Origin of the sequence: Thalassospira lucentensis (assembly GCF_032921865.1) — a bacterium.
Lineage (GTDB): Bacteria > Pseudomonadota > Alphaproteobacteria > Rhodospirillales > Thalassospiraceae > Thalassospira > Thalassospira lucentensis_A.
In genome coordinates this window covers 4,457,975-4,483,236 of the sequence record NZ_CP136684.1, presented here as the reverse complement: position 1 = coordinate 4,483,236, position 25,262 = coordinate 4,457,975, and the positions used below count along the sequence as shown (strand labels likewise).

Annotated in this window: 28 protein-coding genes and 1 tRNA gene; 11 read left to right on the top strand and 18 right to left on the bottom strand. The window is 56.3% G+C overall.

What is annotated here, in order from left to right; genetic code table 11:
* Nucleotides 1–120 precede the first annotated feature (120 nt).
* Nucleotides 121–1,425 carry an adenylate/guanylate cyclase domain-containing protein gene (locus R1T41_RS21595; RefSeq protein WP_062952006.1) on the top strand — a complete coding sequence of 435 codons (1,305 nt, stop codon included), beginning with the start codon at nt 121–123 and terminating at the stop codon, nt 1,423–1,425.
* 24 nt (nt 1,426–1,449) lie between these two features.
* Here the strand turns inward: R1T41_RS21595 and R1T41_RS21590 are convergent, their stop codons facing one another.
* From R1T41_RS21590 to R1T41_RS21535, 12 genes are all read right to left on the bottom strand, one after another.
* Entirely contained in the window at nt 1,450–2,034 is a 585-nt protein-coding gene (locus tag R1T41_RS21590) for a hypothetical protein (RefSeq protein WP_317339186.1), read from the bottom strand.
* Between the two features lie 87 nt (nt 2,035–2,121).
* Nucleotides 2,122–2,379 carry a RebB family R body protein gene (locus R1T41_RS21585; protein ID WP_062952007.1) on the bottom strand — a complete coding sequence of 86 codons (258 nt, stop codon included), beginning with the start codon at nt 2,377–2,379 and terminating at the stop codon, nt 2,122–2,124.
* Nucleotides 2,380–2,438: 59 nt separating this feature from the next.
* Nucleotides 2,439–2,762 carry a RebB family R body protein gene (locus R1T41_RS21580; protein ID WP_062952177.1) on the bottom strand — a complete coding sequence of 108 codons (324 nt, stop codon included), beginning with the start codon at nt 2,760–2,762 and terminating at the stop codon, nt 2,439–2,441.
* A gap of 90 nt (nt 2,763–2,852) precedes the next feature.
* Nucleotides 2,853–3,080 (bottom strand): RebB family R body protein, encoded by a 228-nt coding sequence (locus tag R1T41_RS21575; RefSeq protein ID WP_062952008.1) that lies wholly within the window; start codon nt 3,078–3,080, stop codon nt 2,853–2,855.
* Nucleotides 3,081–3,317: 237 nt separating this feature from the next.
* Nucleotides 3,318–3,563, bottom strand: a complete 246-nt coding sequence (locus R1T41_RS21570; protein ID WP_062952010.1) for a RebB family R body protein — start codon at nt 3,561–3,563, stop codon at nt 3,318–3,320.
* Between the two features lie 11 nt (nt 3,564–3,574).
* A complete protein-coding gene (locus tag R1T41_RS21565; RefSeq protein WP_062952011.1) occupies nt 3,575–3,874 on the bottom strand; it encodes a RebB family R body protein in 300 nt (99 codons plus the stop codon).
* 126 nt (nt 3,875–4,000) lie between these two features.
* Nucleotides 4,001–4,336 (bottom strand): RebB family R body protein, encoded by a 336-nt coding sequence (locus R1T41_RS21560; RefSeq protein WP_062952012.1) that lies wholly within the window; start codon nt 4,334–4,336, stop codon nt 4,001–4,003.
* Nucleotides 4,337–4,538: 202 nt separating this feature from the next.
* The gene (locus tag R1T41_RS21555) at nt 4,539–4,862 is read right to left on the bottom strand and encodes a RebB family R body protein (protein WP_062952013.1); all 324 of its coding nucleotides are present in this window, start codon (nt 4,860–4,862) and stop codon (nt 4,539–4,541) included.
* Between the two features lie 226 nt (nt 4,863–5,088).
* Complete coding sequence (locus R1T41_RS21550; RefSeq protein ID WP_317339182.1) at nt 5,089–6,237, bottom strand: RNA polymerase sigma factor; 1,149 nt, start codon at nt 6,235–6,237, stop codon at nt 5,089–5,091.
* A 260-nt stretch (nt 6,238–6,497) separates the two neighbouring features.
* Nucleotides 6,498–7,064 (bottom strand): hypothetical protein, encoded by a 567-nt coding sequence (locus tag R1T41_RS21545; protein WP_317339180.1) that lies wholly within the window; start codon nt 7,062–7,064, stop codon nt 6,498–6,500.
* Complete coding sequence (locus tag R1T41_RS21540; protein WP_317339178.1) at nt 7,064–8,866, bottom strand: hypothetical protein; 1,803 nt, start codon at nt 8,864–8,866, stop codon at nt 7,064–7,066. Before R1T41_RS21540 ends, R1T41_RS21545 begins: the two co-directional genes overlap by 1 nt.
* A 197-nt stretch (nt 8,867–9,063) precedes the next feature.
* Nucleotides 9,064–9,139: transfer RNA gene (locus tag R1T41_RS21535), tRNA-Thr, on the bottom strand.
* A gap of 220 nt (nt 9,140–9,359) precedes the next feature.
* Between R1T41_RS21535 and R1T41_RS21530 the strand changes: the two genes are divergently transcribed.
* On the top strand, nt 9,360–10,154 hold the full coding sequence (locus R1T41_RS21530) for a class II glutamine amidotransferase (RefSeq protein ID WP_097052426.1): 795 nt from the start codon (nt 9,360–9,362) through the stop codon (nt 10,152–10,154).
* A 2-nt stretch (nt 10,155–10,156) separates the two neighbouring features.
* Here the strand turns inward: R1T41_RS21530 and R1T41_RS21525 are convergent, their stop codons facing one another.
* Nucleotides 10,157–10,930 carry a DeoR/GlpR family DNA-binding transcription regulator gene (locus R1T41_RS21525; RefSeq protein ID WP_062959553.1) on the bottom strand — a complete coding sequence of 258 codons (774 nt, stop codon included), beginning with the start codon at nt 10,928–10,930 and terminating at the stop codon, nt 10,157–10,159.
* 229 nt (nt 10,931–11,159) lie between these two features.
* Between R1T41_RS21525 and R1T41_RS21520 the strand changes: the two genes are divergently transcribed.
* The 6 genes from R1T41_RS21520 to R1T41_RS21495 are packed head-to-tail and all read left to right on the top strand — an operon-like array spanning nt 11,160 to nt 17,136.
* A complete protein-coding gene (locus tag R1T41_RS21520; protein ID WP_317339176.1) occupies nt 11,160–12,143 on the top strand; it encodes an ABC transporter substrate-binding protein in 984 nt (327 codons plus the stop codon).
* Complete coding sequence (locus tag R1T41_RS21515) at nt 12,143–13,879, top strand: iron ABC transporter permease (RefSeq protein ID WP_317339174.1); 1,737 nt, start codon at nt 12,143–12,145, stop codon at nt 13,877–13,879. The genes R1T41_RS21520 and R1T41_RS21515 overlap by 1 nt, the downstream gene beginning before the upstream one ends.
* Nucleotides 13,867–14,949: an ABC transporter ATP-binding protein gene (locus R1T41_RS21510; RefSeq protein WP_317339173.1), complete on the top strand. Its 1,083-nt coding sequence runs from the start codon at nt 13,867–13,869 to the stop codon at nt 14,947–14,949. The genes R1T41_RS21515 and R1T41_RS21510 overlap by 13 nt, the downstream gene beginning before the upstream one ends.
* Nucleotides 14,949–16,037, top strand: a complete 1,089-nt coding sequence (locus R1T41_RS21505) for an MBL fold metallo-hydrolase (protein WP_317339171.1) — start codon at nt 14,949–14,951, stop codon at nt 16,035–16,037. The genes R1T41_RS21510 and R1T41_RS21505 overlap by 1 nt, the downstream gene beginning before the upstream one ends.
* A gap of 17 nt (nt 16,038–16,054) precedes the next feature.
* Complete coding sequence (locus R1T41_RS21500) at nt 16,055–16,645, top strand: histidine phosphatase family protein (RefSeq protein WP_297014353.1); 591 nt, start codon at nt 16,055–16,057, stop codon at nt 16,643–16,645.
* Nucleotides 16,642–17,136 carry an HAD family hydrolase gene (locus R1T41_RS21495; protein WP_317339169.1) on the top strand — a complete coding sequence of 165 codons (495 nt, stop codon included), beginning with the start codon at nt 16,642–16,644 and terminating at the stop codon, nt 17,134–17,136. The genes R1T41_RS21500 and R1T41_RS21495 overlap by 4 nt, the downstream gene beginning before the upstream one ends.
* Before the next feature lie 43 nt (nt 17,137–17,179).
* Here the strand turns inward: R1T41_RS21495 and msrB are convergent, their stop codons facing one another.
* The 5 genes from msrB to R1T41_RS21470 form a co-directional block, all read right to left on the bottom strand.
* A complete protein-coding gene (gene msrB, locus R1T41_RS21490; RefSeq protein ID WP_297014355.1) occupies nt 17,180–17,620 on the bottom strand; it encodes a peptide-methionine (R)-S-oxide reductase MsrB in 441 nt (146 codons plus the stop codon).
* A gap of 102 nt (nt 17,621–17,722) precedes the next feature.
* Nucleotides 17,723–18,157, bottom strand: coding sequence for a thermonuclease family protein (locus tag R1T41_RS21485; protein ID WP_317339166.1), 435 nt, complete (start codon nt 18,155–18,157; stop codon nt 17,723–17,725).
* A gap of 61 nt (nt 18,158–18,218) precedes the next feature.
* A complete protein-coding gene (locus R1T41_RS21480) occupies nt 18,219–18,773 on the bottom strand; it encodes an AAA family ATPase (RefSeq protein WP_062952025.1) in 555 nt (184 codons plus the stop codon).
* Nucleotides 18,774–18,931: 158 nt separating this feature from the next.
* Entirely contained in the window at nt 18,932–19,954 is a 1,023-nt protein-coding gene (locus R1T41_RS21475) for a hypothetical protein (RefSeq protein ID WP_317339164.1), read from the bottom strand.
* A 135-nt stretch (nt 19,955–20,089) separates the two neighbouring features.
* On the bottom strand, nt 20,090–21,076 hold the full coding sequence (locus R1T41_RS21470; protein WP_317339163.1) for a LysR family transcriptional regulator: 987 nt from the start codon (nt 21,074–21,076) through the stop codon (nt 20,090–20,092).
* A gap of 224 nt (nt 21,077–21,300) precedes the next feature.
* On the opposite strand from R1T41_RS21470, the gene chvE reads away from it, so the two are divergent.
* The 3 genes from chvE (at nt 21,301) to mmsB (ending at nt 25,252) form a co-directional block, all read left to right on the top strand.
* The gene (gene chvE, locus R1T41_RS21465) at nt 21,301–22,380 is read left to right on the top strand and encodes a multiple monosaccharide ABC transporter substrate-binding protein (RefSeq protein ID WP_062952028.1); all 1,080 of its coding nucleotides are present in this window, start codon (nt 21,301–21,303) and stop codon (nt 22,378–22,380) included.
* 149 nt (nt 22,381–22,529) lie between these two features.
* A complete protein-coding gene (mmsA, locus tag R1T41_RS21460) occupies nt 22,530–24,053 on the top strand; it encodes a multiple monosaccharide ABC transporter ATP-binding protein (protein WP_317339162.1) in 1,524 nt (507 codons plus the stop codon).
* A gap of 11 nt (nt 24,054–24,064) precedes the next feature.
* Nucleotides 24,065–25,252 (top strand): multiple monosaccharide ABC transporter permease, encoded by a 1,188-nt coding sequence (gene mmsB / locus R1T41_RS21455; RefSeq protein ID WP_317339160.1) that lies wholly within the window; start codon nt 24,065–24,067, stop codon nt 25,250–25,252.
* Nucleotides 25,253–25,262 lie beyond the last annotated feature (10 nt).

Genomic DNA, 25,262 nt, shown 5'->3' with positions numbered 1-25,262 from the left:
CCCGATTTTGTCAGGAATAATACCGGTCAGAGCAGTTTTTGCGATTTTGCGATTGCGAAATCGCAAGCCTGTCCCATTTATGCGGTGTCATATTAGCGTAAGAATTGGACGGAGCCCGTCATGTCGGAAAACGCGAAACCCACGAACAATGTTACATCGCTGCCGGGGACGAACAGTGCCCTGTCAGGCGGCGGTTTTGTGCGGGCGGTCAATGACTGGCTGATGGAACGTGCGTTGGAAGATACCGATATTGACGCGATTGTCGAAGGCATGGTGTCACGACTTGTCGCGGCGGGTATTCCGATCGAACGCGTCATGGTCGGGTTCAAGACCCTGCATCCGCTGTATGAAGGGGTTTCCTATATCTGGTCAAAGGATCAGGGGCGGGTCGAGCGGTCGCTACATCTTGATGTGCGCGAAAAGAACCCCGACTGGCTTGAAAGTCCGATGAAGTGGATGTCGGACAACGATGTCACATTCATGCGCCGACATCTGATCGGGCCCGGTGCGATCCTTGATTTCAATGTTTTGCAGACTTTCCGCAAAACCGGCGGGACGGATTATCTGGCGCTGATGACGCCGTTCACTACGGATCGTGACAGCACGCTTGGTACGAACCGTATCTTCATGACCTATATGACGCGCCGCCCGAGTGGCTTTACCGACGAGGATCTGGCGATCCTGTCGGCGATCCAGCGCCGTTTTGCCGTGTCGTGCAAGATGCGGATCATGCATGAAGAAACCAAAACCATTCTTCAGACCTATCTGGGGTCGGACGCCGGGCAGCGGGTGCGTGATGGGCAGATCAAACTGGGCGACAGTACGAAGACGCGTGCGGTGATCTGGTTTTCGGATATGCGAAATTCGACATCGGTTGCCGCCAGCGTCGGCGATGACGCATTTCTCGGCGAAATGAACGATTTCTTTGCCGCGACTGCCGGTGCGGTCCTGAAACATGGCGGGCAGGTTTTGCGTTATATCGGGGATGCGACATTGGCGATTTTCCCGATCCGCGAGGATGAACAGGATCTGGAGCAGGCCTGTACGGCGGCGGTTTATGCCGCGGCCGAAGCACAGATCAATATTGATCAATTGAACAGTCAGCGCGAAGAAAGCGGTTTACCCGCCTTTGACTATGGCCTTGGCATGCATGTCGGTGATGTGATTTACGGCAATGTCGGCGTGCCTGATCGTGTCGACTTTACCGTGATCGGGCAAGCGGCCAACGAGGCCGCCCGGATCGAGCAACTGACCAAGCAGCTTAACAAGCGGGTTCTGGTCAGCCATCAGGTGGCAAAATTCATTTCCTGTCCGACAGAGGAAATGGGTGCATTCGAGCTTCAGGGAACAGGTTTGAGCCTGAAACTGTTTGCGCCCGACTTCAAGGAAGCCTGCGAACGCATCCAGTTGATGCAGGCCGGGTGATTTCCTTTGGGCGTAAGCCAAAGCTTACGCCATACTGTCGAAATCCTTGACCACGCTGCTTGAAGCGGTGCCGACGCTGGTAAATGTCTGCTGGGCGTCGGTGACAGCCTGTGTCGCTGCCTTGATGATATCGGCGTAGGGATCGGTCTTCTTTTCCACCAGCATTTTTTGCAGGGCCACACCGGTTGTGGCGGATGCCATCGACATGATGTTGCGCATGTAATCGGTGCTGTCCTGTACGGCATAGGCGGCGGCCTGTGCGACCTTTTGATAGGCAATCCCGTTTGCGCCCGGACCAGCACCGTTCAGTACGGCATGATTTGTCGTGCCGACCGCCTGGACGATTTGCGGATTAAGGGCGGTGCTAAGTGGGGGTGAACTGGTGCCGCCGCCACCCGACGGGGGATTGTTGGTCGAAGACGGGCTATCGAAAGATTCACCCGATGCCCCAGAGGATCCCGGGCTCGACGCCCCATCCGAAGAGGGGCTTGCTGCCGAACTTCCCGGTGAGCCGTCTGTGGAGGTATCCGTCGAACTGTCCGCACCGGCGGCGGGCGGGGTGCTGCTATCAGCCGTATTGGATGCGTTGGGATCGGTATCATCTGCCATGACGGGCCTCATTGCGTTAACGGGGCATTTTCAAATTCAGGGCGTAAACTTTCCGGGTATTCGGGCGTGGTGCGTATGTTGGCAGCGTCAGGTTTTTCCGCCGCCACCCATGCCGCCACCGGTGCTGTCGAGGATCATGCGACACGCGCTGGAAGTTACGGCGTTGCCAATCTGTTGCAGGCCGCCCTGGGTTTGCATGGCGTTCTGCATCGAAAGACTGATGGAATGTGCCATCGTCTGATACACGAGCCCCATTGCCTGTGCCGGAGCTTCGCCCAGAACCTTGACGTTGGTCTGTGTGACCGCGTCCGTAATCTGGGAATTAACCGGGGTGTTGTCTGCCATGTCACGCCCTCACTGAAATCTTCGGATAACACGCACGGCGCGTGACATCCGAATTCTGCCTAACGGCGAGTTGCTGCCAAAATGACCAAAAGGGTCAGAAGTGTATTGCTGTTGTCCGATCGCGACATCTTGGCGGTTGCCTGTGCCCCGGCCATGGTATTGACCGAATAAAGCTGCATGACACCCATATTGGTGGCAGCCTGCGAGCACATGGAAGCCTGTTGCTGGGCCTGAATGGCATTCTGGAACAGGATCGATGTCGAGTGGGCGGCACTTTGATAGATCATGCCCATGGCGTTCGCCGGGGCCGAGCCGAGAACGCTGACCGATGTCTGGGTCACCGCATCTGTGATCTGACCGTTCACTGGGGTTGGAATAGCCATTTCTTCCTCCGATTTGGCGGTCACGATGACCGTACCCGTTTTGACGCAGATGATTGATCTTTGTGACAAAATTCCCGAACGGGGCGTTCCTTAGCCACCGGCCTGGGCGGTGATCATTGCCACCAGCTTCGAAGTTGCGGTATTGGCGACCTGTTGCATGTTTCCCTGTGTCAGGGTGGCGTTTTCCATGGCCAGACCCGTTGCATGGGAATGCGATTGCAGGGCGATCGATACCGCCTGTGCAGGACTTTCGCCCAGCACCTTGACGTTGGTCTGTGTCACGGCATCGGTGATTTGCGGATTGACGATATCGCTCATGACATCATGCCTTTGCCTTGGATGGGTGCCCGCAGGCACGATCAGAACCGGCGCGCCGGTTAAAATGTTCCTATTGCTGGGCCTGTCTCTGTTTTTCGTATTCTTCCTGCTGACGTTTGAGTTCCTCGTCGGTCAGCTCGACATGTTTGTCGGGATCTTCCGGTGGTGGTACGGGGGCGGGGGGCGGTGCGCTCTTGAGGGTGGGGGGGCGCTTTGCTGTCCCGCTGTCATCCCCCCTTAGGACTTTGGGCCCTTGTCTCCGATGGCCAGCGTATTGCGGGCGCATTCCATGGTGGTTGCCAGGCTGGCCACCGCAAGCTGTTGCTGTTCGTTGACCATGTTGGCAAACAGTACGCCCTGTGCCTGTGCCTGCGACAGGTAGGTCTGCATGGTTCCCATGGCCGGCGCGGTGCCAATGACGGTAGTGTTGGTCTGGGTCACGCCATCGGTGATCTGTTCGTCGACTTCGCGCGGAGAGCTCATCGTTTTGATCCTTATCGGTTAGGACGCGACATCATCTGTTCGATGCTTTTGGTCAGGGTCGCCATGCCAGTCATCGAGAGCTGCCGTTGACCGGAAACCATATTGGCCATCAGAACACCCTGCGCCTGTGACTGGGCCAGCATGGCCTGCAGGGTGGCGTAAGCCGGGCCGATGCCGATGGTGCCAACGTTGACCAGACTGACAGCATCACTGATCTGGTGGGATACCTCATCCTGCAGGTTGATCATCGCGTCGGCGATTTTGGTTGCGTCGGGATTGGTGTCGGACGGGTCGGTTTTTGCCGGTGCCATCACGGTCTCCTTGGCTGGCGCGTGGATTACACCGCAATGACGGTGAAGGACGAAATTTGTGACGCAAAAAAAGCCCGGCAAGCTTTTGCATGCCGGGCCGGTTCGGGCGGCGAAACCAATGAAGGATTACGACACTGCGGTGCCGGTGGTTGCCTTCAGGGCGGACAGCAATGCAAGCATGTTGTCCGGAACATCGCTGGTGGCGATTTTCTGCGTTGCGACGGCACCAGCCATGGTGTCGACGGAATAGACCTGAATGACGCCCTGGTTGGTTGCAGCCTGCGACGAGATGCCGACCTGCTGCTGGGTGCTGACGGCATTTTCATAGAGAATGCCGTGGGAATGTGCCAGCGACTGAAACAGCGAGCCCATGGCCATGGCCGGTGCATCGCCCAGTACTTTGACATTGGCCTGGGTCACTGCATCGGTAATCATGCCATTGACCGGGGTATTATCAGCCATAATCTGTCTCCTGGTTGCCTGGAAAAATATGCCGGAAACCGGCCCGTTCCGCGTGGTGCGCGGCGATCAGTCATTTGACGGGGACGATGGGCCTTTGTGACGCCAAACCGCCAAAAACTGCGGGCAAAATTACCGGGAAACGATATTGGGCGGCCGGTCGGAAAACGGGCCGCCCAATCGGGGAGGTCTTCGAGGAAGCGGCTTAGCTTTTGACAGCCTGAAGCGTGGTCAGAAGCGAAAGCATGTTGTCGGGGACATCGCTTTGCGCGATTTTCGAGGTCGCGACGGCATCGGCCATGGTGTCGACCGAATAGATCTGGATGACGCCCTGGTTGGTGGCGGCCTGGGATGCAATACCAAGCTGCTGCTGGGCGCTGACGGCATTTTCATAGAGAATGCCCGTGGAATGTGCCAGAGACTGGAAGATAGAGCCCATGGCCATAGCAGGGGCATCACCGAGCACCTTGACGTTTGCCTGGGTGACGGCATCGGTGATTTGACCGTTTACCGGGGTCGGAATCGCCATTTCAAAACTCCTTCGTATGCTGCTTGCGGTGGAAATCCTGACGGGGTTTCTCCGTCCCGAATTCATCCTATCGACGCTGGCAATTCGGGCTTGTGACGGGACGGGTGAATTTTTTTGCCAGCAAAAGGCTTTGATAAGTCTTTTGGAGGCCTGACATTTTCAGGCCGGTCTTAAAACGGGCAGAACGGCATTTGCCCTTCTGCCCGGGTTGCGGATCAGGGTGCGGTTACTGAATACCGGCACCGCGCAGATGATCGCGGGCAAGCTGGACGCGTTTACGAACGGCGCAGTTGCTTAGTCCGAGATTGTCCGCGATATCGTCATAGCTGCGGTCTTCGACACATCGCATCAGAAGTGGCTTGCGCAATTTTTCGGGAAGGGCGCGCAAGGCGCGTTCAAGGTGGTCGAACATTTCGGTCGCGAGGAAGGATTCCTCGGGGCTGGGTTCGTTGCGACCGGAAATCGGCGGGAGGGCGGCATCCGCGGTGCCGTGGTTTTCTTCCTTGTATTCCGCCTTGCGTCGGTTCTGGCGGTGCAGATCGATGCAGGCATTATGTACGATCCGGGAAAGCCAGGCGCGGTGATTGCGGATTTCGTCCATGGAATCTTCGAACTTGACCGATGCCTTGAGCATGGCTTCCGACAATGCATCCTGCGCGTCGTCCATATTGCCCGACATCAGTTTCAGGCATTGTTTCAGAAGGCTGTCCTGTTGATCCATCCAGAGCGGCCAGAAATTTGGGGCAGCCGGTTCCATGCCGGAGGCGTCTGCGTTTTCGAATGGATCGGGTTGCCATGATCTTGCATGGGCGGGGGAAGATTGCGGTGTGCCAAGTGGTTGGCAGGGGGCGGGTTGTTCGAAACCGAGATCGCCCAGTAGCGACATTGCATCCTGCAAGGATCGCTGCATCTGGTTCATCGGGTTTCCGGGGGCAGCCAGACCGTTTAATCCGGCAAATCCGTTCATGCCGGGCATGCCGCCAAAGTTGCCGAGACTGCCTGCAATGATATCGGTCGGGCTCGGTCCGTTGGATGATGGCTCCAGCCCTGGTAAGCCGGCCAAAGGATTGAAGTTTGCCGGATATCCGCGGGGAATGGCGGGGGGCTCTGTGGCGGCCTGCGGTTCCTGCGGGGTAGGATCTGGTTGGGTCGTATTCTCGAAATTACAACTTTTACGTGAATTGTTATCAAGGGCGGCCAGGTAGTCCGCAGCCAGTCTGGCGCGTTGCTCGTCTTTGAGATGCGACCAGATGGATGTTACATTGTCTCCTGTCCCTAATGCCCTTTCCAAGGCATCATCTAGTGATTTGGCGAACGTGATTTCGTTCTCCGATAATTCCGATCGTCCCGGTTCGCTATTTTTTTCGTACTGCACTTCGGACCCCTCCTCAGAAAGATTACAACCAAAGGCTGTTTAGGTCTCTCGCGACTATTATGACGGTGTGCAGTTTGAATTGTGAATAAAAAGAAAAATGCAATCTAAAGTTGTTGTATTCTCGAGATGAAAAATTGCATCACTTTTATTTCAAGTTATTGTTTTTTATCCGCTTTATCTGCATTCCCGTTGGGGTAGTGTGCCCCTTCTTCTGGTGGCGTGTCGGAGAGGTGTTTTGCAACTTTTGGCAAAATGCCGAATCATTCCTTTTCCGGTGGTTGGGGATCCGGGGAGCTTTCGGGCAATGCTGGTTCCGTTTGAGCCAGGGGTGTGGCTGAGGTATCAGGCTTCGCCGAGGTGTCTGCGGCGGTGTCGGTCGGGACCTGATCATCGGTTTTGACCGGCGACGATGTCGCATCCTCTGGCGTGGCGGAAAGCGAGCTTGCAATTGCCTCTTCGACCTGTCTGGCGAGATGGTTCATGCGCATGTCGATTTCCGCGACGATGATTCGACGCAGTTCATTGGCGATTTCGATCATAACCATCGCGCCGGGATCGGACGGGGGCGTGCTGCCTGTTGCGCCGCCTGATTTGGCGGGGCTTTGACCGGATGATGGGGATTGCGCGACTGCAGCCTTGGCATCCTGTGTTGACCTGGAATGGCTGGCCGCGGCAAGCTTTTGATCAAGAATTTGGGCGCGGGCGCGATCAGCGGCATTTGCCATTGCCTTCATGGTAGCCTGATATTCCTGATTGAAGGCCTTTTTCACCGCATCCTTTTTGCTGCTTGCCGTTTCGACGCCGGGAAAGTTCGGGCCGCTTGTCATCAGGAGGCTCCCTTGTCCGGTTTTCCAGTGTTGTTGTCGGTGGTGCCGCTGGTGTCATCGGTCCCTCCGGCATCGTCAGCATTCTTGGCACCGTCTGTGTCGTCTGTGGCGGTGGTGGTGTCTGGAGTCACGGCCTTGCTCTTGCCTTTTGCCGGGGGCGTTTTGGCCGGGGGTGTCGGCGCCGGATCATCCGCTTTGGCGGATTTTGCTGCCTGGACGGTGTTGTCGGTGTCGTCGTCACCCGACGGGGCGGGCAGGACGAAGCCATAGGCGGCGAGCCCGTCATCATCGGGGGCATCGGTGATACTGATCAGGCTGGTTTGCAGGCTGGAGGTCGCATTGGCGATCATGCTTTCGGCACGGCATTCGGTATCCTGCCCCGGATCAACGCAACCGAGCATCGCGGTCGGGGTCGAGATTTTCTGATCACCGCGCAACTGTGCCGTGACTGAGAAGCCCGACGCAGCCCCGCGCAGGATCAGTGCAACAAGGGTTGCACCCGATTTGCCATCGGTTGGTGCGATGACCTGCATGCGAAGTGACAGGCTGCTTTCCGTCGTGAGGGGCACATCGCCCTGCAGGATCGGGCTTGGCAGGGTGCCGGTATATTGCAGTTGGACCGGGATCGACGCCGGGGTGCTGGTGATCGCTGATGTGATGCGCAGGGTGGCGATGTAGGGTTCCTGCGTGCTGTCGGGGCTGCCAAGCTGCTGATCCATGCCAAGGCTTGCCGGGGCGACGGGTTCGGTACTTTCCTGGATCGGGGTGCCGGTGTCCGTGCTTTCAGCGCCCGCGGCAAGTGTTGCAGCGACCATGTGCCATTCGCTGGATGGTAATCCGCCAATGATGCTGGCACGCGTCAGTGACGGCAGGGTGGCGGGGATATCGATTGCCAGCCGCGCAGTATTGATATTTTGTGGCCCGACCGACAAAGACCATTGCCGGATGTCGGCCGGAATTTCGGCGGCATCAAGCCGGGCTGTGACAATGGCATCCGTGTCGCTGCCGCTGGGGCCGGGATTGGGTAATTGATCAAGCGTGATCGACCAGTCGGATATGTCGGCATTCTGTGTATTGCCGGAAAGTTCGGGCAAAAGCGGACGATACAGATCGCCATAAGTTACAATGCCTTCAAGCCGCGTTGTGCGGCCGTCTTCGCGGATCAGATCGACGCGATAGGATTGCGGGCCGGAGGTGCTGGACATCCCGCGGGTCGGGGAGGCAGGTGAGACAGTCGTATCTCCGGGGGCCACAAAACCACGTGGTAATTCTTCATTCGCCAGATCATTGATGCTGCCATCTGTGTCCGTTGGAGCTTCGTCCGTTGGTATGGCAGTTGATGTGTTCGGTGCCGTGTTTTCTGTCGCGGGGGGCGTCGTAGGCGCAGATGCCGGTACCGGTGAAGCCGACCCCGCAGTCGTGGTCAGGTTGCCATATTCGTCATAGCCATAGGATGAGAGAGGCGGAACCGCCTGCATCGGCTGCCCCAAGGCCTGTTCAATTTTCTGCATGGCGTACTCAATCAGGTTCTGCCCCGCCAATGGCGTATGGCCTGACAGCCCGTCAAGCGGACCGGGATTGTCGCCGCCAGCCGCAGTGTTGGACGGATCAGGGTTTGGAGATGCCGGAGACGGGCGGGGAATAACGGCATCAAGCCCCCATTCCTTTGCCGTGTCGAAACCCAGTACATGCGCCCATGGCCAGTTATCGACGGAGGGGCTTTTGGGGGGATTACTATTGCCGTTATCGGTGCTGGCGGTGCCATTTACAGTGCTGTTGGGCTGGTGGTCTTTGTCGGTCATGCTGACAATCCCCTGGTTGCACTTGCGAAACGCTGCGGAAGGTGCATGCCTGCGCCGAACCGGATTTCACAAGGATTGCGACGGTTCACATGCCAGAAGGACGGGGAGCACCGGAGGTTGTGACAAAAAACGTCAAATCGCGTGCAGGGAAAGACAACAAAAAACCCCGCAGGGCTATTCGCCCGACGGGGTTATAGTGGTGCTGATGATAGGATTTGAACCTACGACCTACGCATTACGAATGCGCCGCTCTACCAGCTGAGCTACATCAGCACGATTCATTTTGTGGCGCGGAAAATACGGATAATCCCCCCGGTTGGCAAGTGCTTTATTGTTCTTTTTATCATCCATCCCCAACTGTATCCGGAAGATTGTGCAGGGTGTCAGGAAGATCGACCAAAACCGTAAATATCACATTGACCGTAATGTAGTTCCCCGGCATAGATAACGCGTCGCGCTGCTTCATGCCGTAACGTCAACCAAGGGAAGTCATATGTGCCGCTGGCTAAGCTATATCGGAGATCCGGTTTATCTTGAAAAACTGGTGTTCGAGCCACGCCATTCCCTTGTTGAGCAAAGCCTGCATGCCGAACAGGCCAAGACGCCGACCAATGGCGATGGGTTTGGCATCGGCTGGTATGACGAACGCAAAACACCCGGCCTTTATCGTGAAATCCTGCCAGCCTGGAACGATCCGAACCTTCGGTCGCTTGCGCATCATATCCGATCGGGCATGTTTTTCGCCCATGTCCGGGCATCGACGGGAACTGAAACCAGCCGCACGAACTGCCACCCGTTTGCGCATGAAAATTACCTTTTCATGCATAACGGCCAGATCGGCGATTATCCGCTGGTGCGGCGTGTGCTCGAAGCGATGATTGATGACGAATTTTACGCAACCCGCCATGGCACGACCGATAGCGAGCTGATTTTCTGTCTGATGCTGACATTCGGTTTGCGCACTGATCCGCATCGCGCGATCCGCAAAACCATTGAGGTTGTCGAACGTGAAATGAAAGACCGCGGGGCAACCGCCCCCTTCCGCTTTACCGCATGCCTGTCAAATGGCGAAAGCGTTTGTGCCATCCGTCATGCTAGCGATGACAAGCCGCCATCGCTTTACTGGCGCAAGCGCGGGGATCATGTGATTGTCGTGTCCGAGCCGCTTGATACCGAAAGTGATAGCTGGATCGCGGTGGCACCGAACCATACCCTGCATGTTTGCCGCGATCTGAATGTCTGCGAAGAGCCGACACTGTCGGCGACGGGGTGTTTGGGCGCAGCGTAACCCTAGTTCGCGACGATCACCTGTGATCGACCTCGAACCAGTTGCTGCTGCAGGATATCGCCCGGGGCGGTGTTGAGCAGCACGGTTTTGAAATCTGATGCATGGCCATCCCGGCAAAGGGCCTTGCGACCGACTTTTTTTTCATCGACCAGAAGGATCGGGTGATCGCAGCAGGCGACAAGGGCGCGCCGCGCGCGGACTTCGTCCATGTTGAAGTCCATAAGGTCGCCGGTTTCCGACATCCCCCCGACACTGACAATCCCGAAATCTGCGCGGTAGGAGCCAAAAAATTCCGCGCTGTCGGCCCCGATAATATCAAGATCGCGGGTGCGAATGGTTCCGCCTGCCAAGCGCAGCGTGACGTTGGGTGCGTTCTGCAATGTCAGCACGACATGGATATTATTGGTCAGCACCGTAAGATTGCGGTGTGAAGCCAGGCTTTGGGCCGCCAGTTCGGCGGTGGTGCCGGTGCCAATGGCGATTGTGCATCCCTCGGGGATGATGTCGGCGATTTTTGTGGCAAGGGCGCGTTTGCCGCTGCGGTTCCAGACTTCACGCTTTTCATAGGCCGAGTTATCCGGATCGGGGGCTGGCCCAGCAAGCCCGTGACGGCGGAAAATCCGGCCCTGTTCCTGCAAATCGCGCAGATCGGTCCGGATTGTCTGGACCGAGACGTTAAAGCGGCGTGCCAGTTCCTCGACCGCCATGAAGCCGCAGGATTTGACAAGGGCGACAATCCGGTCGCGACGGCGGTCAAGAGGCACTGGATCAGACATTGGTTTCCTTTGATATTCTTTCGTTCGAAAGTATGTGTTTCGCGATATCAGGAAGTATAAACAGGGTTATCTATGCCTGAAAAGCCCGGTAGACTTGTTGAAACATTTAATTCTTTGCTTTGTCACACAACTGAAATCGAAATCCATATAGCGTCCCCGTCGGATTGTTTTCGAACGAAACCTTCGGGGTGGCCGCAAACGGTACGCCCCACGCAATCAAGGGATGTGGATGATGCGTAACGTTCTTCTTGCTGCCGTGGTAACTGCGGCGATGATGCTGCCGGTTGTTGGTCAGTCTGCCGAGAAACTGGTTCTTTATACCAGCCAGCCAAATCAGGATGCCCAGACCACCGTCGATGCCTTCAAGGCCGCCTATCCGGATGTTGAAGTCGAATGGGTGCGTGACGGCACCACCAAGCTGATGGCAAAGCTGCGCGCCGAGATCGCCGCTGGCGATCCGCGCCCGGATGTTTTGCTGATTGCCGATACCGTGACACTGGAAGGCATGAAAGGCGAAGGTCTTTTGCAGGCGTATAAATCGCCCGAAGCCTCGGCCTATGAAGCCGCCCTTTATGATGCGGATGGCTATTACTATTCCACCAAGCTGATCACGACCGGTATCGTTTATAATACCGGTGTTGAAAAAGCCCCGAAAAGCTGGAAGGACCTTTCCGATCCGGCGATGAAAAATCAGGTCGTGATGCCAAGCCCGCTTTATTCCGGTGCAGCGCTTATTCACCTGTCGACCCTGACGGAAAACAAGGAACTGGGTTGGGATTATTACCAGGCACTGGCCGCCAACGAAGCACGCGCACAGGGCGGTAATGGCGGCGTGTTCAAGGCTGTGGCGTCGGGCGAAAAGCCGTATGGCGTGGTTGTCGACTTCCTTGCGATCCGTGGCAAGGCTGAAGGTTCGCCGGTTGATTTCGTCTTTCCGACCGAGGGTGTTACCTATGTGACCGAGCCGGTTGCGATCATGAAAGACGCCAAAAACGTCGATGCGGCGCACAAGTTTGTTGATTTCGTTCTGTCGAGCAAGGGGCAGGAACTGGTTCTGGATATGGGTTATGTCCCAGCACGCGGCGATATGGCGCTTCCGGATGGTTTCCCGGCACGCAGTGACATCAAGCTGATGGATTTCAATCCGGCAGTGGCACTCGAACAGGCAGAAGCGAACAAGAAAAAGTTCGCGGACATTTTCGGGGCTGAATAATGCAGGCTGCAAGTCGCCTTCGCGGCTTCATGCCCGGCTTTGCAAGCCCGACGGTTGGCAACCGGTCTTCGGACCGGTTGCTGCCATGGCTTTTATTGCCGGTGTTCGTGATTTCGATTTTACCGATTGTGCGCCTTGCGATTGAGGGCGTGTTTATCGGTGGTGTGCCAAGTGCGGATTATATCCGCGATGTGCTGGGCAGTTCGACGACCTGGCGGGCGACCGTCAACAGTCTTTATACCGCAGGGCTTGGCACGATTATCTCGCTTCTGATCGGGGGGGCGTTTGCCTTTCTGGTCGCATTGACAGATATCCGCGCCAAGGCGGTTCTGGTTTTCTGTTTCATGATCCCGATGATGATCCCGCCGCAGATTACGGCATTGGCATGGGTGCAATTGACCGGGCCGAGCAGTGCTCTTTTGAATGCGCTGGGCATGGCACCGGCGATGGGATCGCCCCAGCCGTTCTATTCGGCAGAGGGGATTGCGCTGTTGCTGGGGATTCAGCATGCATCGATCGTGTTTCTGACCCTTCGGGCCAATTTGCGCCTGCTGCCGCGCGAACAGATCGAAGCCGCCCGTCTGGCGGGGGCGCGTGGCGGTCGGTTGTGGTGGCAGATCATCCTGCCGCTGACCAGCCCCGGTTTGATTGCCGGAACGGCGATGGCGTTTGTCACGGCCCTTGGCAATTTCGGTATTCCGGCAATGCTGGGGATACCGGCCAATTATTCGACATTGCCGACCCTGATTTATCAGAAACTGGCCGGATTTGGTCCGTCGGTTCTGGGCGAGGTATCGGTCTTGGCGATGCTGATCGGGGCGATTGCGATTTGCGGTGTGGCGTTGCATCACCGGTTACTGGGCAAGCGCGATTATCGTCTGATGGGGATGGTTGGGCGGCCGCTTGACATCCGGTTGGGCCAGCGGCGGACATTGGTTGAAGCGGTGCTTTGGGCGGTTTTGATGGCCATTCTGGTGATCCCATTGATGGCACTTATTGCGACCGCACTGGTTCCGGCATTCGGGGTGAAGCTGAGCCTTGCCAATTACAGTTTCGATGCGTTTTACGAAGTTCTGTTTGTTCAGCCATCGACCATCCGCGCGTTCCATAACAGTTTCATGTTGTCGGTTGGGGCGGCGGTGACGCTGGTCGCGATCTGTTTGCCGCTGGCTTATGTGATTGTCCGGCGGCCAACCCGGTTGACCCATATGGTCAATCTTCTGGTCGAGGTGCCCTATGCCTTGCCCGGTGTGGTTTTGGCGATTGCCTGCATTCTTCTGTTCATCCGCATTCCGGTGATTGATGTCAGTCTCTATGGCACGCTCGCGATCATTTTTGTCGCCTATCTGGCGCGGTTCCTGGTGATTGCACTGCGCCCGGTGATGAACAGTTTTTCCCAGCTTGATCCGGCATTAGAAGAAGCCGCACAGGCATGTGGTGCCGGGCTTGGCCGCCGGTTGCGCGATATCCTGCTGCCATTGGCGGCACCGTCGGCGGCAGCCGGCGCGTTACTTGTGTTTTTGACAGCGTTTAACGAATTGACGGTTTCGGCCCTTTTGTGGTCGGCCGGGAACGAGACGCTGGGTGTTTTGATCTTCAATCTCGATGACAGTGGCGACACCGTTCTAGCCTCGGCCGTGGCGGTTTTGGTTGTGCTGGTCGTTATTGCGTTGATGTCCTGTTTTCAACTGGCATCACGCCGTTTGCCCAAGGGAGTTGTGCCATGGCAGACATAAATCTTTCGCGGATTACCAAATCGTTTGGCGATTACCGTGCGGTCAATCAGGTGTCGCTTGATATCAAGGATGGCGAATTTGTTGCCCTTTTGGGACCATCAGGATGCGGCAAGACGACATTGCTGCGTCTTCTGGCCGGGTTCGAGGAGCCCGATCATGGCACCATATCGTTGGGCGGGCAGGCGGTTGCCGATCCGGCCAACGGGGTGATGGTCAATCCCGAAGCACGCAACCTTGGCATCGTGTTTCAGTCCTATGCGCTTTGGCCGCATATGTCGGTCGCGCGAAATGTCGGTTACCCGCTGGAGGTCCGCGGGCTTGGCCGGGCGGAACGCGATGCGAAAATTGCCGAGGCATTGTCGATTGTCGCTCTTGAACCCTGTGCCGATCGCAGCCCGACGGAACTTTCGGGTGGGCAACGACAGCGGGTGGCACTGGCGCGCTGTCTAGTGATGGAGCCGCGTGCGGTGTTGCTTGATGAGCCGCTTGCTAACCTTGACGTTCACTTGCGCGAAACCATGCAGCAGGCGTTTCTGGATTTTCATCGCCGGACCGGGGCGACGATGATTTACGTCACCCACGATCAGGCCGAAGCTATGGCAATGGCCGACAGAATTGCCGTGATGGACAAGGGCCGCATTCGTCAGGTGGCGGCCCCGGAAACCCTTTACCGGGAACCGGCCGATCATATGGTCGCAGGCTTTGTCGGGGCCGGGGCAGTGTTGCCGATTGGCGATGTTTCCATGCGGGGAACCGGGCGGTGTTCTGTTCGGTTGGGCGAGGCGGCGATCCATGCGCGGATTTGCCAGAAGGCGGCAAATAACAGCGACGGGCAGGACCTTGGTCTTTGCCTGCGGCCCGAAGATGTCTGGGTCGATGAAGCCGGGACATTGCGCGGTTCGGTCGAGGATTGCGTTTATCTGGGCGGTCGGTTCCGGCTTCAGGTGAGGGTCGGTGCCGATCAGATCCTGCCGGTTTACGCAACCAGACGGGCACGGATTGGTGAGACGGTCGGGCTTGTGATTTCCGACGGCTGGGTCTTTGACCGTTCAGAAGGTGAGGCCGCCTGATGTCTGCCCGGATGCGTGTTTTATCGGGACTTGGTGAAAAGGGCCCGGCCTGTCTGCGGCTGGAGTTTTTCAACCGGCGCTGGCTGCTTGATTGCGGGGTCGGTCCGGAAAATGACAGCGGTTTTGACCCGGCATGGCTCAATAAAGTTAACGCTGTTTTCATTACCCATGATCATGTCGATCATATTGGGGCCGCGGCCGAAGTTATTGCGGCAGGCCTGCCGATTTATTGTACCGAAGTCACGGCACGGTCATTACCCGCCGGTGCGAATGTGATTATCCTGCCACCTTATGGGGAAATCCAGGTTGACGGTGTGACGGTTACGACCGGGAGGACCGGGCATGCCTTTGGCGGAGTATGGCTGCATTTTGAACTGGGTGGCGGGGTGCTTTACACCGGCGATTTCTGCAAGGAGTTTGATTACTTCCTGTATGACACGCCGCCCGACGCGGCGACGGTTTTGATGGACGCGTCCTATGGTATGGAGCGCCTGACACAGCAGGTGCGGATCGATGGGCTTTTGACCAAGATGTCCAAACTTGATGGCCAGATCCTGTTTCCTGTACCGCCGAGCGGGCGGGCGGCTGAAATGGCGTTGCTGTTTGAAAAACACGGCATGGCCGACTGGTCGATGGATGCGCGGTGCTATGGGCGCGTTAAACAGGTTCTGGGCGACGGGGGATCGGACTATGTGTCGTTTGATGCGATCCGTAAATTGCGCGATCTTAAGGATAAGGCGCGCGATTTTAACCCGGATGCCAGATTGCTTTTGTGTCACGCCCCATGCGGGACATATGGTACGGCGGGCGAACTGATTGAAAAATGGGAACAGGAAGGTCGGCTTGGCCGTGATGCGCATGTGATCTTTACCGGCTTCATGCCGGTCGAGGCGCGCAGGATGGTTGAAAAGGGCCATGCGCATTTCCGGCGCTGGAACGTGCATCCGCTATTTGACGATGTGGTTGCGATGGCCAATGACTGCCACGCGATGCAGATCGTGCCGCTGTTTAATGGCCGTCCGGAGGACTTTGCCCTTGTCGATGGCTTTGACGGGCGGTTACAGCTTTCGGATCGGTTTTATCTGTAAATGGGCGAAAACCAGACATGATTTATCCTGCAAAGACGTTCGATTTTCCGAAAGTGCCGTTTGTGTTTATCCGGCACGGGGAAACCGATGCCAACAAGGCCGAAATCATCGCCGGGTCAAGCGAGCCGCCATTGAACAATGCGGGCCGCGAACAGGCGCGTGCGATTGCACCATTGATGGCGATGGGAAAATGGCAGGCGGTCTATGTCAGCCCGCAGGACAGGGCGCGCAAAACAGCCGAACTGGTTTTGCCCGATTATGAATTGCACATTCTTGACGGGTTGCGCGAGCGCCATTGGGGTGACCTTGAAGGGCGCCCGATTTCCGAAGTGTGTTCGCGGTTCGATACCCCGCCCAATGGCGAGGGATTTGATGCCATGTGCCAGCGCGTGTCGTTTGCCATGCAGACCGCGCTGGCCGAGGTCAGTGATCGCCTGACCGTGGTGGTAGCCCATTCGGGTGTCGGGCGCTGCATTCTTTATATGACCGGTTTTGATGCCGAAGGCCCGCGCATTGCCAATGCAACACCGATCCTGTTTCGTCCGACGGCAATGGGATGGGGATATGAAAATTTGACCGAAGATTTGATCAGGGAGATTTCCGCGTGAGCCAACCCACAACCAGTACTTCAGGGGTAAACATATCGTCCGTTCGTGATGCGGTGGTGTTTGATATGGATGGCACATTGGCCCATTTCGATGCTGATGAATTGGGGCATCTGGTGCATGGGGTGGAAAAGCACTGGGATGCGTTTTTCGATGAAATGGACAGGGCCGCCCCGATTGCAGATATCGAACGGCTTTTGCGGGTTTTGCATCAATCCGGGCAGGCGATTGTGATCTGTTCGGGCCGCCCGGCTGGGTGGCAGCACCGCTCCGAAGCATGGCTTCGTGCGCATGGCATTCCGTTTGACGGCATGTATCTGCGCCCAGAAGATGCCGATCACCGCACGGACGAGGAAGTCAAGGAAGACCTTCTGGCACAAATCCGGGCGGATGGTTTTAACCCATGGCTGGTGGTCGATGATCGCAAGCGGGTGGTGGATAAATGGCGCGATATGGGGCTGACCTGTCTGCAATGCGCACCGGGGGATTTTTAGGCCCGTAAAGAAAAAGACCGGCAATTTGCCGGTCTTTGTCGTTTTAATCGAAAAGCGGTTTGTAGTCTCCGTATCCCTCGGCCTCAAGGTTACTGACCGGGATAAAGCGAAGCGATGCGGAATTGATGCAGTAACGCAGGCCACCGGCTTCTTTGGGGCCGTCGGGGAAGACATGGCCCAGATGGCTGTCGCCATGTTTGGAGCGGACTTCAATCCGACGCATGCCGTGCGTATTGTCTTCGCGGGCGACGACATGATCGGTTTCGACCGGGCGGGTGAAGCTTGGCCAGCCGCAGCCGGAATCAAACTTGTCGCGGGATGTGAATAATGGCTCGCCCGAGACGATATCGACATAAAGCCCATCTTCCTTGTGATCCCAGAATTCATTGCGAAACGGTGGTTCGGTGCCGCTGTTTTGCGTGATGTGATACTGGTTGGCGTCAAGGGCTTTGATTGCGTCCGGGTTCTTGGTGTATTTCGTCATGGTTACTCCGGCAGGCGTGATTTGGTCATGCTTCCGAAGATGGTCGGATTGGCCGCAATGTCCAGTGCCTTCACGGCAAAGTTATGGATTTTGGTGGCTTGTTCACCCTTGGCACCACGGCTGGCGCTTTGTTTTGCCGTCATAAGGGCGGGCGAAACCCTGATTGATCAGTTCCTGATCAAGTGCCTTGCCGTCAATGCGCACCGATGCAACGACACGCCCACCATAACGCCCCCATTCAGGTTCGCAGAATTCAACGCGTTTGGCCGATCTCAGGCTTTGACGCGCGAAATCGCGGGCTTTGCCGGCAAGGGATTTTTCGGTTTCGCATTTGCCACGGATTTCGGGCGTATCCACCCCACGCACACGTACCGACATTTCGGCAATTTCGCCGGGAAGGCCGGGGATATTCACATAGATGGTGTCGCCGTCATAGGCATATTCGCCCTGACGTTCACGAAGCGGCCAGTCATAGCAGGTGGCGTTGGCAGCGATAGGGGCGAATGGCGATAGGAGAGTAACGAGGAGCGAAGTCATGATCTTGTGAGGGACGGACCGTCGGGGCATAGGCGTGTTCTTTTGACTTGTCTAAGGCGGATTAAAGTTTCAGGCGGGCAAGAATCTGGGCGGCGCGTTGTTCGACGGGACCTTTACGGATTTCAACCGGCTCATAACCGCATTGCAGATAGGTGCGATACAGAACGACATATGTTCTGACGGCCTCAGAGAAGCTTTGTGTTCGCGCATTGTCGTTTTTGTAGATTTCCGACCATGGCGGCAGGATGAAAACCGTTCTGCGATAGCGATAGGTTTCAATGGCGCGTTTTAGCCCGGGATCATCGGGTAGGCCGGAAAGTTCCCGGTGGGCGAGCGTATCGGGCAGGCCGCGATCAAAGAAAACCGTTTGCGGGTCCTGACCCATGCCATGTTGCCAGGCTCGGATCGAACCGCGCGTCATTAACCCGGCATAGGCTTCGTTATCGCCCCAGGGCAGGGCATTGCCGCCGCGTTCCTGCTGTTCCTCGATCACGGCACGCGCGACTTCGCGGCTGATTTCATAGCCGCGTTCGTGAAGATAATTGATCAATGTGGTTTTGCCGGCACCGGGCCCGCCGGTGATAACAACAAGATTGGATGGATAAGGCGATTGCATTCGTATTTCCTGCACAAGGCGCACGATATGAAAGCGCTTTGCGGCAAGCTGATGGCGTAAAAATGATTGTTTGGGCCTTTGGGGCAGGACGCCCGCAAGGCAGGGAGACGCAGGGCATTAATCCGCTGGCGAAAGGCTGTCAATACAGAGATGGACGCCTAGTAGCAGCTTTCGGAGCGGGCGATAGAGCCGGTCCCCGCATGGATGGCGGTTACGGTGCCGTCCCGCCCGGTTTCAAAGCGGATGCCCGATGTTTTGGCATCATTTGCCCACCATGTCAGATAACGGCCATCGGGGCCGTCATATTCGTGTTCTTCCTCGATCAGGCCATCGCCATAGGCGGCGCGCACGTCATCAATGGTATCGCCGACCTGAATGGCGCGGCCAGTTCGGATCAGGCTGGTGGCGATGTCATATTCGTCGGCATAGACCGAAATGCGGGCCAGTTTGCTATCGACCATCATAAAGCCAAGCCCCGTCGGGCCGCCAGCCGATTGCAGGTGATAGCATTCGGCATCCTCGGTCCCTTCGCGGGTTGATGTCATCGGTTCGATCATGGCAGCACGAACTTCATCCTCGGTCATGCCAGTTTTGGCGTCACCATATCCTTCGGGTGTCAATGTCGAAAGCGGGGTGTTTATGGCATCAAGGACAAGGATATCGATGGTGGCGATATCGTCGCGGACCGTAACAGCCCCAGGTTCGATCCGCTGCGACAGATAGGTTTGCGCACCCGATTGTCTGCTTTGCCAGCTTTCGGGCAACAGAAGTCGTTCACGTGGTTCAAGACACAGGTACTTTGCCCCCTTTAACCGGTCGGCATGGTCAAAGGTAACATTGGCCGGAATATCCATGCAGATCGTCTGTGGAAGGTCGCTATACCAGTCGACCGGGGTGCCACGATCATCACAAATCGTCGGATCAAACCGCAATTCGCAATAGGGCGGGACTGTATCACGCAGGACCATGTCAAAAATCATCTGACCCTGATCGGCTTCGGCGATCAGGGTTCTTACAACATCCTCGTCGGGGTTGAGGATCTGGTAATGCGTCAGGTTCCAGACAAAATCGTCGCGCAGGTCAAACAGGACGTAGGGATCGGCCACCGGCATCTCGGCAGCATTTTCCTGCGCAAAGCCTGTGGCGGGAAAATGAGCCAGTCCGGTTGTCAAAACTGTCAAAACTGTCAAAACTGCAAGTGTTACAGGTCGCATTACGTGTCCGGTGAAATGTTCTGTATTTGTGTCAAAATCTTATGCGAAACATATGCCATTGCGCCACTCGCATTTGGTAGGGGCCGGGACAGCGGCACAAAATTATGGAGCGGGCTTTTCGATACGGGCCAGAATATGATCCGAAACAAGTTGTGCCGATGGCGACAGACGATGCCCGCGCGCGGTAATCAGGCTGTAGGGCTTGATTTCAATCGCATCGTCAAATGGCAGTTCGGCAATCATGCCCCCGATACTCAGAAGCGATGTGACTTCTTCGGCCATTGGCGCAATGGCATCCGTGCCCGACAGGGTGGAAAGGGTGACCAGAAGTGACGCGGAATTCAGGCTGGAATGCGGCAAAGGCAAATGGCGTGAGATGAAGACATCTTCGATCGTACGGCGCATCAGGTTGCCCGGTGGCGGTAAAATCCATTCGAACTTGGCAAGACGGGCAAGGGATACCGCTTTGTTTTCGGCAAGCAATGGGTGCCCGGCGCGGACCATCAGACGGATTTTCTCGCTTCGGATTTCGCGGATATTGAACTGGCGCGGGTCCATGTCCTCGGGCACGCGGCCAATGACAAAATCATGATCGCCCGCCAGCAGATCCTTGATCAGCAAATGCGATGGCCCGACCGAAACATGGGCTTCAAGCAGGGCATTGATCGACTGTACGGTTCGGATCGCGGGCACGACCAGATCGACTGCCGCGGCGGTCACCGCACCGATAAAAACCGTGCCGCCGCCATGTTTGATATCCTCGATCTCGCGTTCGGCCTCGCGGATTTCAATCAGCATGCTGCGCGCACGTCGGGCAAGGGCTCGACCGGCATTGGTCATTTCAATACCGCGTGATCCGCGCACGCACAGTCGGGCTTCAAGAATGGTTTCCATTTCCGACAACAGACGCGATGCCGCGGGCTGCGATGTTTGCAACATGTCTGCGGCCTGGCTGATCTGCCCGGTTTCCTCCATCGCGACGATCATGCGCAGATGGCTAAGCTTCAGGCCACGTTGAAACAGATTGCCGGATCGAAACAGCAGGGATTTTGCGGAACTGAGCGGCAGCGTCTTGGCGGGGTCGGTCATGATGATTCTCCTTGCCGGGCAAGTTTAATATATCATTTTTGATATGCAAGTTTCGAAATTCCTTATTTGATTGTTATGTCTGGCCTCGGAATAATGGCGCCGCATCCCGCGGGAAAACGGGATGCATCACCAAGCGAAAAACAAAGACGCGGCGCATACAGGCAGCTTTGCCTGGAAAGTCGGGCAAAAGGCTGTAAAGGCCGTGTCTTTTAGGGAGGAAAGATATGAAACGTCTCAGTGCCGTAATGGCAGGGGTCGCCTTTGGCGCGGCCGCAATGATGAGCCCGATGATTTCTGGCAGTTATGCACATGCCGATGAAAAAGGATATGTCGGGATCGCGATGCCCACCAAATCCTCGGCACGCTGGATTTCGGACGGCGAGTCCATGGTTAAGCAGTTTGAAGACGCCGGTTACAAAACCGATCTGCAATATGCAGAAGACGATATTCCCAACCAGCTTTCCCAGATTGAAAACATGATCGTCAAGGGCGTCGATGTCCTTGTGATTGCTGCAATCGACGGCACCACGCTTTCGAATGCACTTGAAAATGCCAAGGCTGCCGGGATCAAGGTTTTCGCCTATGACCGCCTGATCCGCGAAAGTGCCAATGTCGATTATTATTCGACCTTTGATAACTTCCAGGTCGGCGTGCAGCAGGCAACCTCGCTTGTTGACGGTCTTCTGGCGCAGGGCGAACCGCCGTTCAACGTTGAACTGTTCGGTGGATCGCCGGACGATAACAACGCTTACTTCTTCTATAACGGCGCAATGTCGGTTCTGCAGCCGTTGATCGATGAGGGCACGGTTGTGATCAAATCCGGCCAGATGGGCATGGACAAGGTCGGTACCCTTCGCTGGGACGGTGCGGTTGCACAGGCCCGTATGGATAACCTGCTGTCGGCTTATTACACTGACGATCAGGTTGATGGTGTCCTGTCGCCCTATGACGGTCTTTCGATCGGTATCCTGTCGTCGCTTAAGGGCGTTGGTTATGGTTCTGGCGACATGAAAATGCCGGTTGTAACCGGTCAGGATGCGGAACTGCCGTCGGTCAAGTCGATCCTTGCCGGTGAACAGTATTCCACAATCTTCAAGGATACCCGTGAACTTGCACGTGTCACCGTTTCGATGGTTGATGCCGTTCTTGCCGGTAAAGAACCGACCATCAATGACACCAAAACCTATGACAACGGTGTCAAGGTTGTGCCGTCCTATCTGCTGGAACCGGTCATGGTCGACAAATCCAACTGGGAAGAAATCCTGGTCGGTTCGGGCTACTACGAAAAGGATCAGGTTCAGTAATTTGCTGAGCTGAACGTGACAAAGGGCGGGCTCGCTCTTGAATGCTGGCCCGCCTTTTTCCTGTGCTGCCGAAAATGGACAGTTGCAGGTAAACAAGACTGCGACCGAGAATATGGCCGTTGTAATAGCATCGGCAGTGGGAGGACCGGATGGATACCATCCTGGAAATGCGCAACATCACCAAAACCTTTCCGGGGGTGAAGGCGCTGGACGATGTCAGCCTGAAGGTGGAACGTGGCGAAATCCACGCCCTTTGCGGCGAAAACGGGGCCGGTAAATCGACCCTGATGAAGGTACTGAGTGGCGTTTACCCGATCGGTAGCTATGAAGGTGACATCCTTTATGACGGGGATGTGCAGGAATTCAAGGATATCCGCGACAGCGAAGAGCGCGGCATCATCATCATTCACCAGGAACTGGCACTTGTGCCGTTGCTTTCGATTGCCGAAAACATCTTTCTGGGCAACGAGATTTGTGAAAATGGTGTGATCAACTGGCCGGCGACCTTTGCGCGCACCGGTGAGCTTTTGAAAAAGGTCGGCCTTCGCGAAACACCCAGCGAACTGATTACGAATATCGGTGTCGGCAAGCAGCAGCTTGTTGAAATTGCCAAGGCGCTTTCGAAAAAGGTTAAGCTTCTGATCCTTGACGAGCCCACGGCAAGTTTGCAGGAAAATGATAGCCAGAAGCTTTTGGACCTGTTGCTGGAATTCAAGGCGCAGGGCATTACGTCGATCCTGATTTCGCACAAACTGAACGAGATCAATCGCGTTGCGGACCGCATCACGATCATTCGCGATGGCAAGGCGATTTCGACCCTAGATGCGCGCGGCGGCAAAATTACCGAGGACGATATCGTAAAGGATATGGTCGGGCGCGATATGGCGCACCGCTATCCGGATCGTACGCCAAATATCGGTACGGCCAAGCTGATGGAAGTCCGCAACTGGAATGTGACCCATCCGCTGCATCCTGAACGCAAGGTTGTCAAAAACGTCAATATCGATGTTGCGGCGGGCGAGGTTGTCGGGATTGCCGGTCTGATGGGGGCCGGGCGAACCGAACTTGCCATGAGCATCTTTGGCCGCGCCTATGGCGCGGATATCAGCGGCGAAGTCCTGATCAATGGCAAGCTTGCGGATGTAACGACCGTCGAAAAGGCGATTGCGTCGGGTCTTGCCTATGTGACCGAGGACCGCAAGGAAATGGGACTGGTGCTTGAAGAAAGCATCACGACCAATATTACGCTCGCCAATCTTGACGGTGTTGCCGAACGCGGTGTCATCAATGAAGGCGCCGAACGTCAGGTGGCCGAGGAATACCGCAGCAAAATCAATATCCGCACCCCGAATGTCGCGCAAAAGGCGGTCAATCTTTCGGGTGGTAACCAGCAGAAAGTCGTTCTGGCGAAATGGCTGTTTGCCGGGCCGGAGGTCCTTATTCTGGACGAGCCCACGCGTGGTATCGATGTGGGTGCGAAATACGAGATTTATACGATTATCAACCAGCTGGCAGCCGACGGTAAGGGGGTCATCATGATCTCGTCGGAAATGCCGGAGCTTCTGGGCATGTGCGATCGCATCTACGTGATGAACGAGGGTGAGATCAAAGGGCAACTGGCGGCAAACGATGCCAGCCAGGAAAAAATCATGCGCATGATCCTGAAAGCGTGAGGAAGCAGACAATGACGGATACTTCTAGCAGCAAATCAATGGGTTATTACCTGCGCACGCATATGCGCGAATACGGCATGGTGATCGCGCTGATCGCGATTCTGGCCTTCTTCCAGGTGATGACCGATGGCGTGATGCTCAAACCGGTCAACCTGACCAACCTGTTCCTTCAGAACAGCTATATCATCATCATGGCAGTGGGCATGCTGCTGGTGATTGTCGGTGGCCATATCGATCTTTCGGTCGGCTCGGTCGTTGGCTTTATCGGCGCGCTTGCTGCGGTGATGATTGTCCATTGGGACTTGCCGACGGTTATTGTGATCCCGGCCTGTCTGATCGTCGGTGCGGTGATCGGTGCCGCACAGGGATACTGGGTGGCCTATTGGCGTATTCCGTCCTTTATCGTGACCCTTGCGGGCATGCTGGTGTTCAAGGGGCTGACGCTAGCCCTTCTGGGTGGGGCATCTGTCGGGCCGTTCCCGGACAGCTTCCAGGGGATGTCGTCTGGCTTCCTTCCGGACTTCTTTGCCGGTTTGATTGAAGGCCGGTTTAACGTCTTTTCGATGGTTCTTGGTGTTGCGATTGCCGTGATCCTGCCGGTTCTTGGTCTGCGGGCCCGTGCCAAACAGGCGAAGTTTGCCGAAGTCGAAGAGCCGATGGCATTCTTTGCCGCCAAACATGCGATTGCGGGTCTTGCGATCCTTTATGTCACCTATCTTCTGTCGACCTATCGCGGTTTGCCGAACGTTCTGATCGTGATGGCGCTTCTGATTGCGATCTTTACCTTCATCACCAACAGCACGACTCTTGGGCGCCGTATTTATGCGCTGGGCGGGAATGAAAAGGCGGCCAAGCTTTCGGGCATCAATACCAAGCGCCTGACCTTCCTGACCTTTGCCAATATGGGCATGCTTGCCGCACTCGCCGGGCTGGTGTTTGCCGCGCGCTTGAACACAGCAACACCGAAAGCCGGTCTTGCGTTCGAGCTTGATGTGATTGCGGCCGTGTTTATCGGTGGTGCGTCAATGTCTGGCGGGGTTGGCAAGGTGATCGGTGCCGTGGTTGGCGCGCTGATCATGGGTGTCATGAATAACGGTATGTCGATCATCGGCGTCGGTATCGACTGGCAGCAGGTTATCAAGGGCCTGGTGCTGCTCGCCGCCGTGATCTTTGACGTTTATAACAAGAACAAAGCGTAACAACATGCAG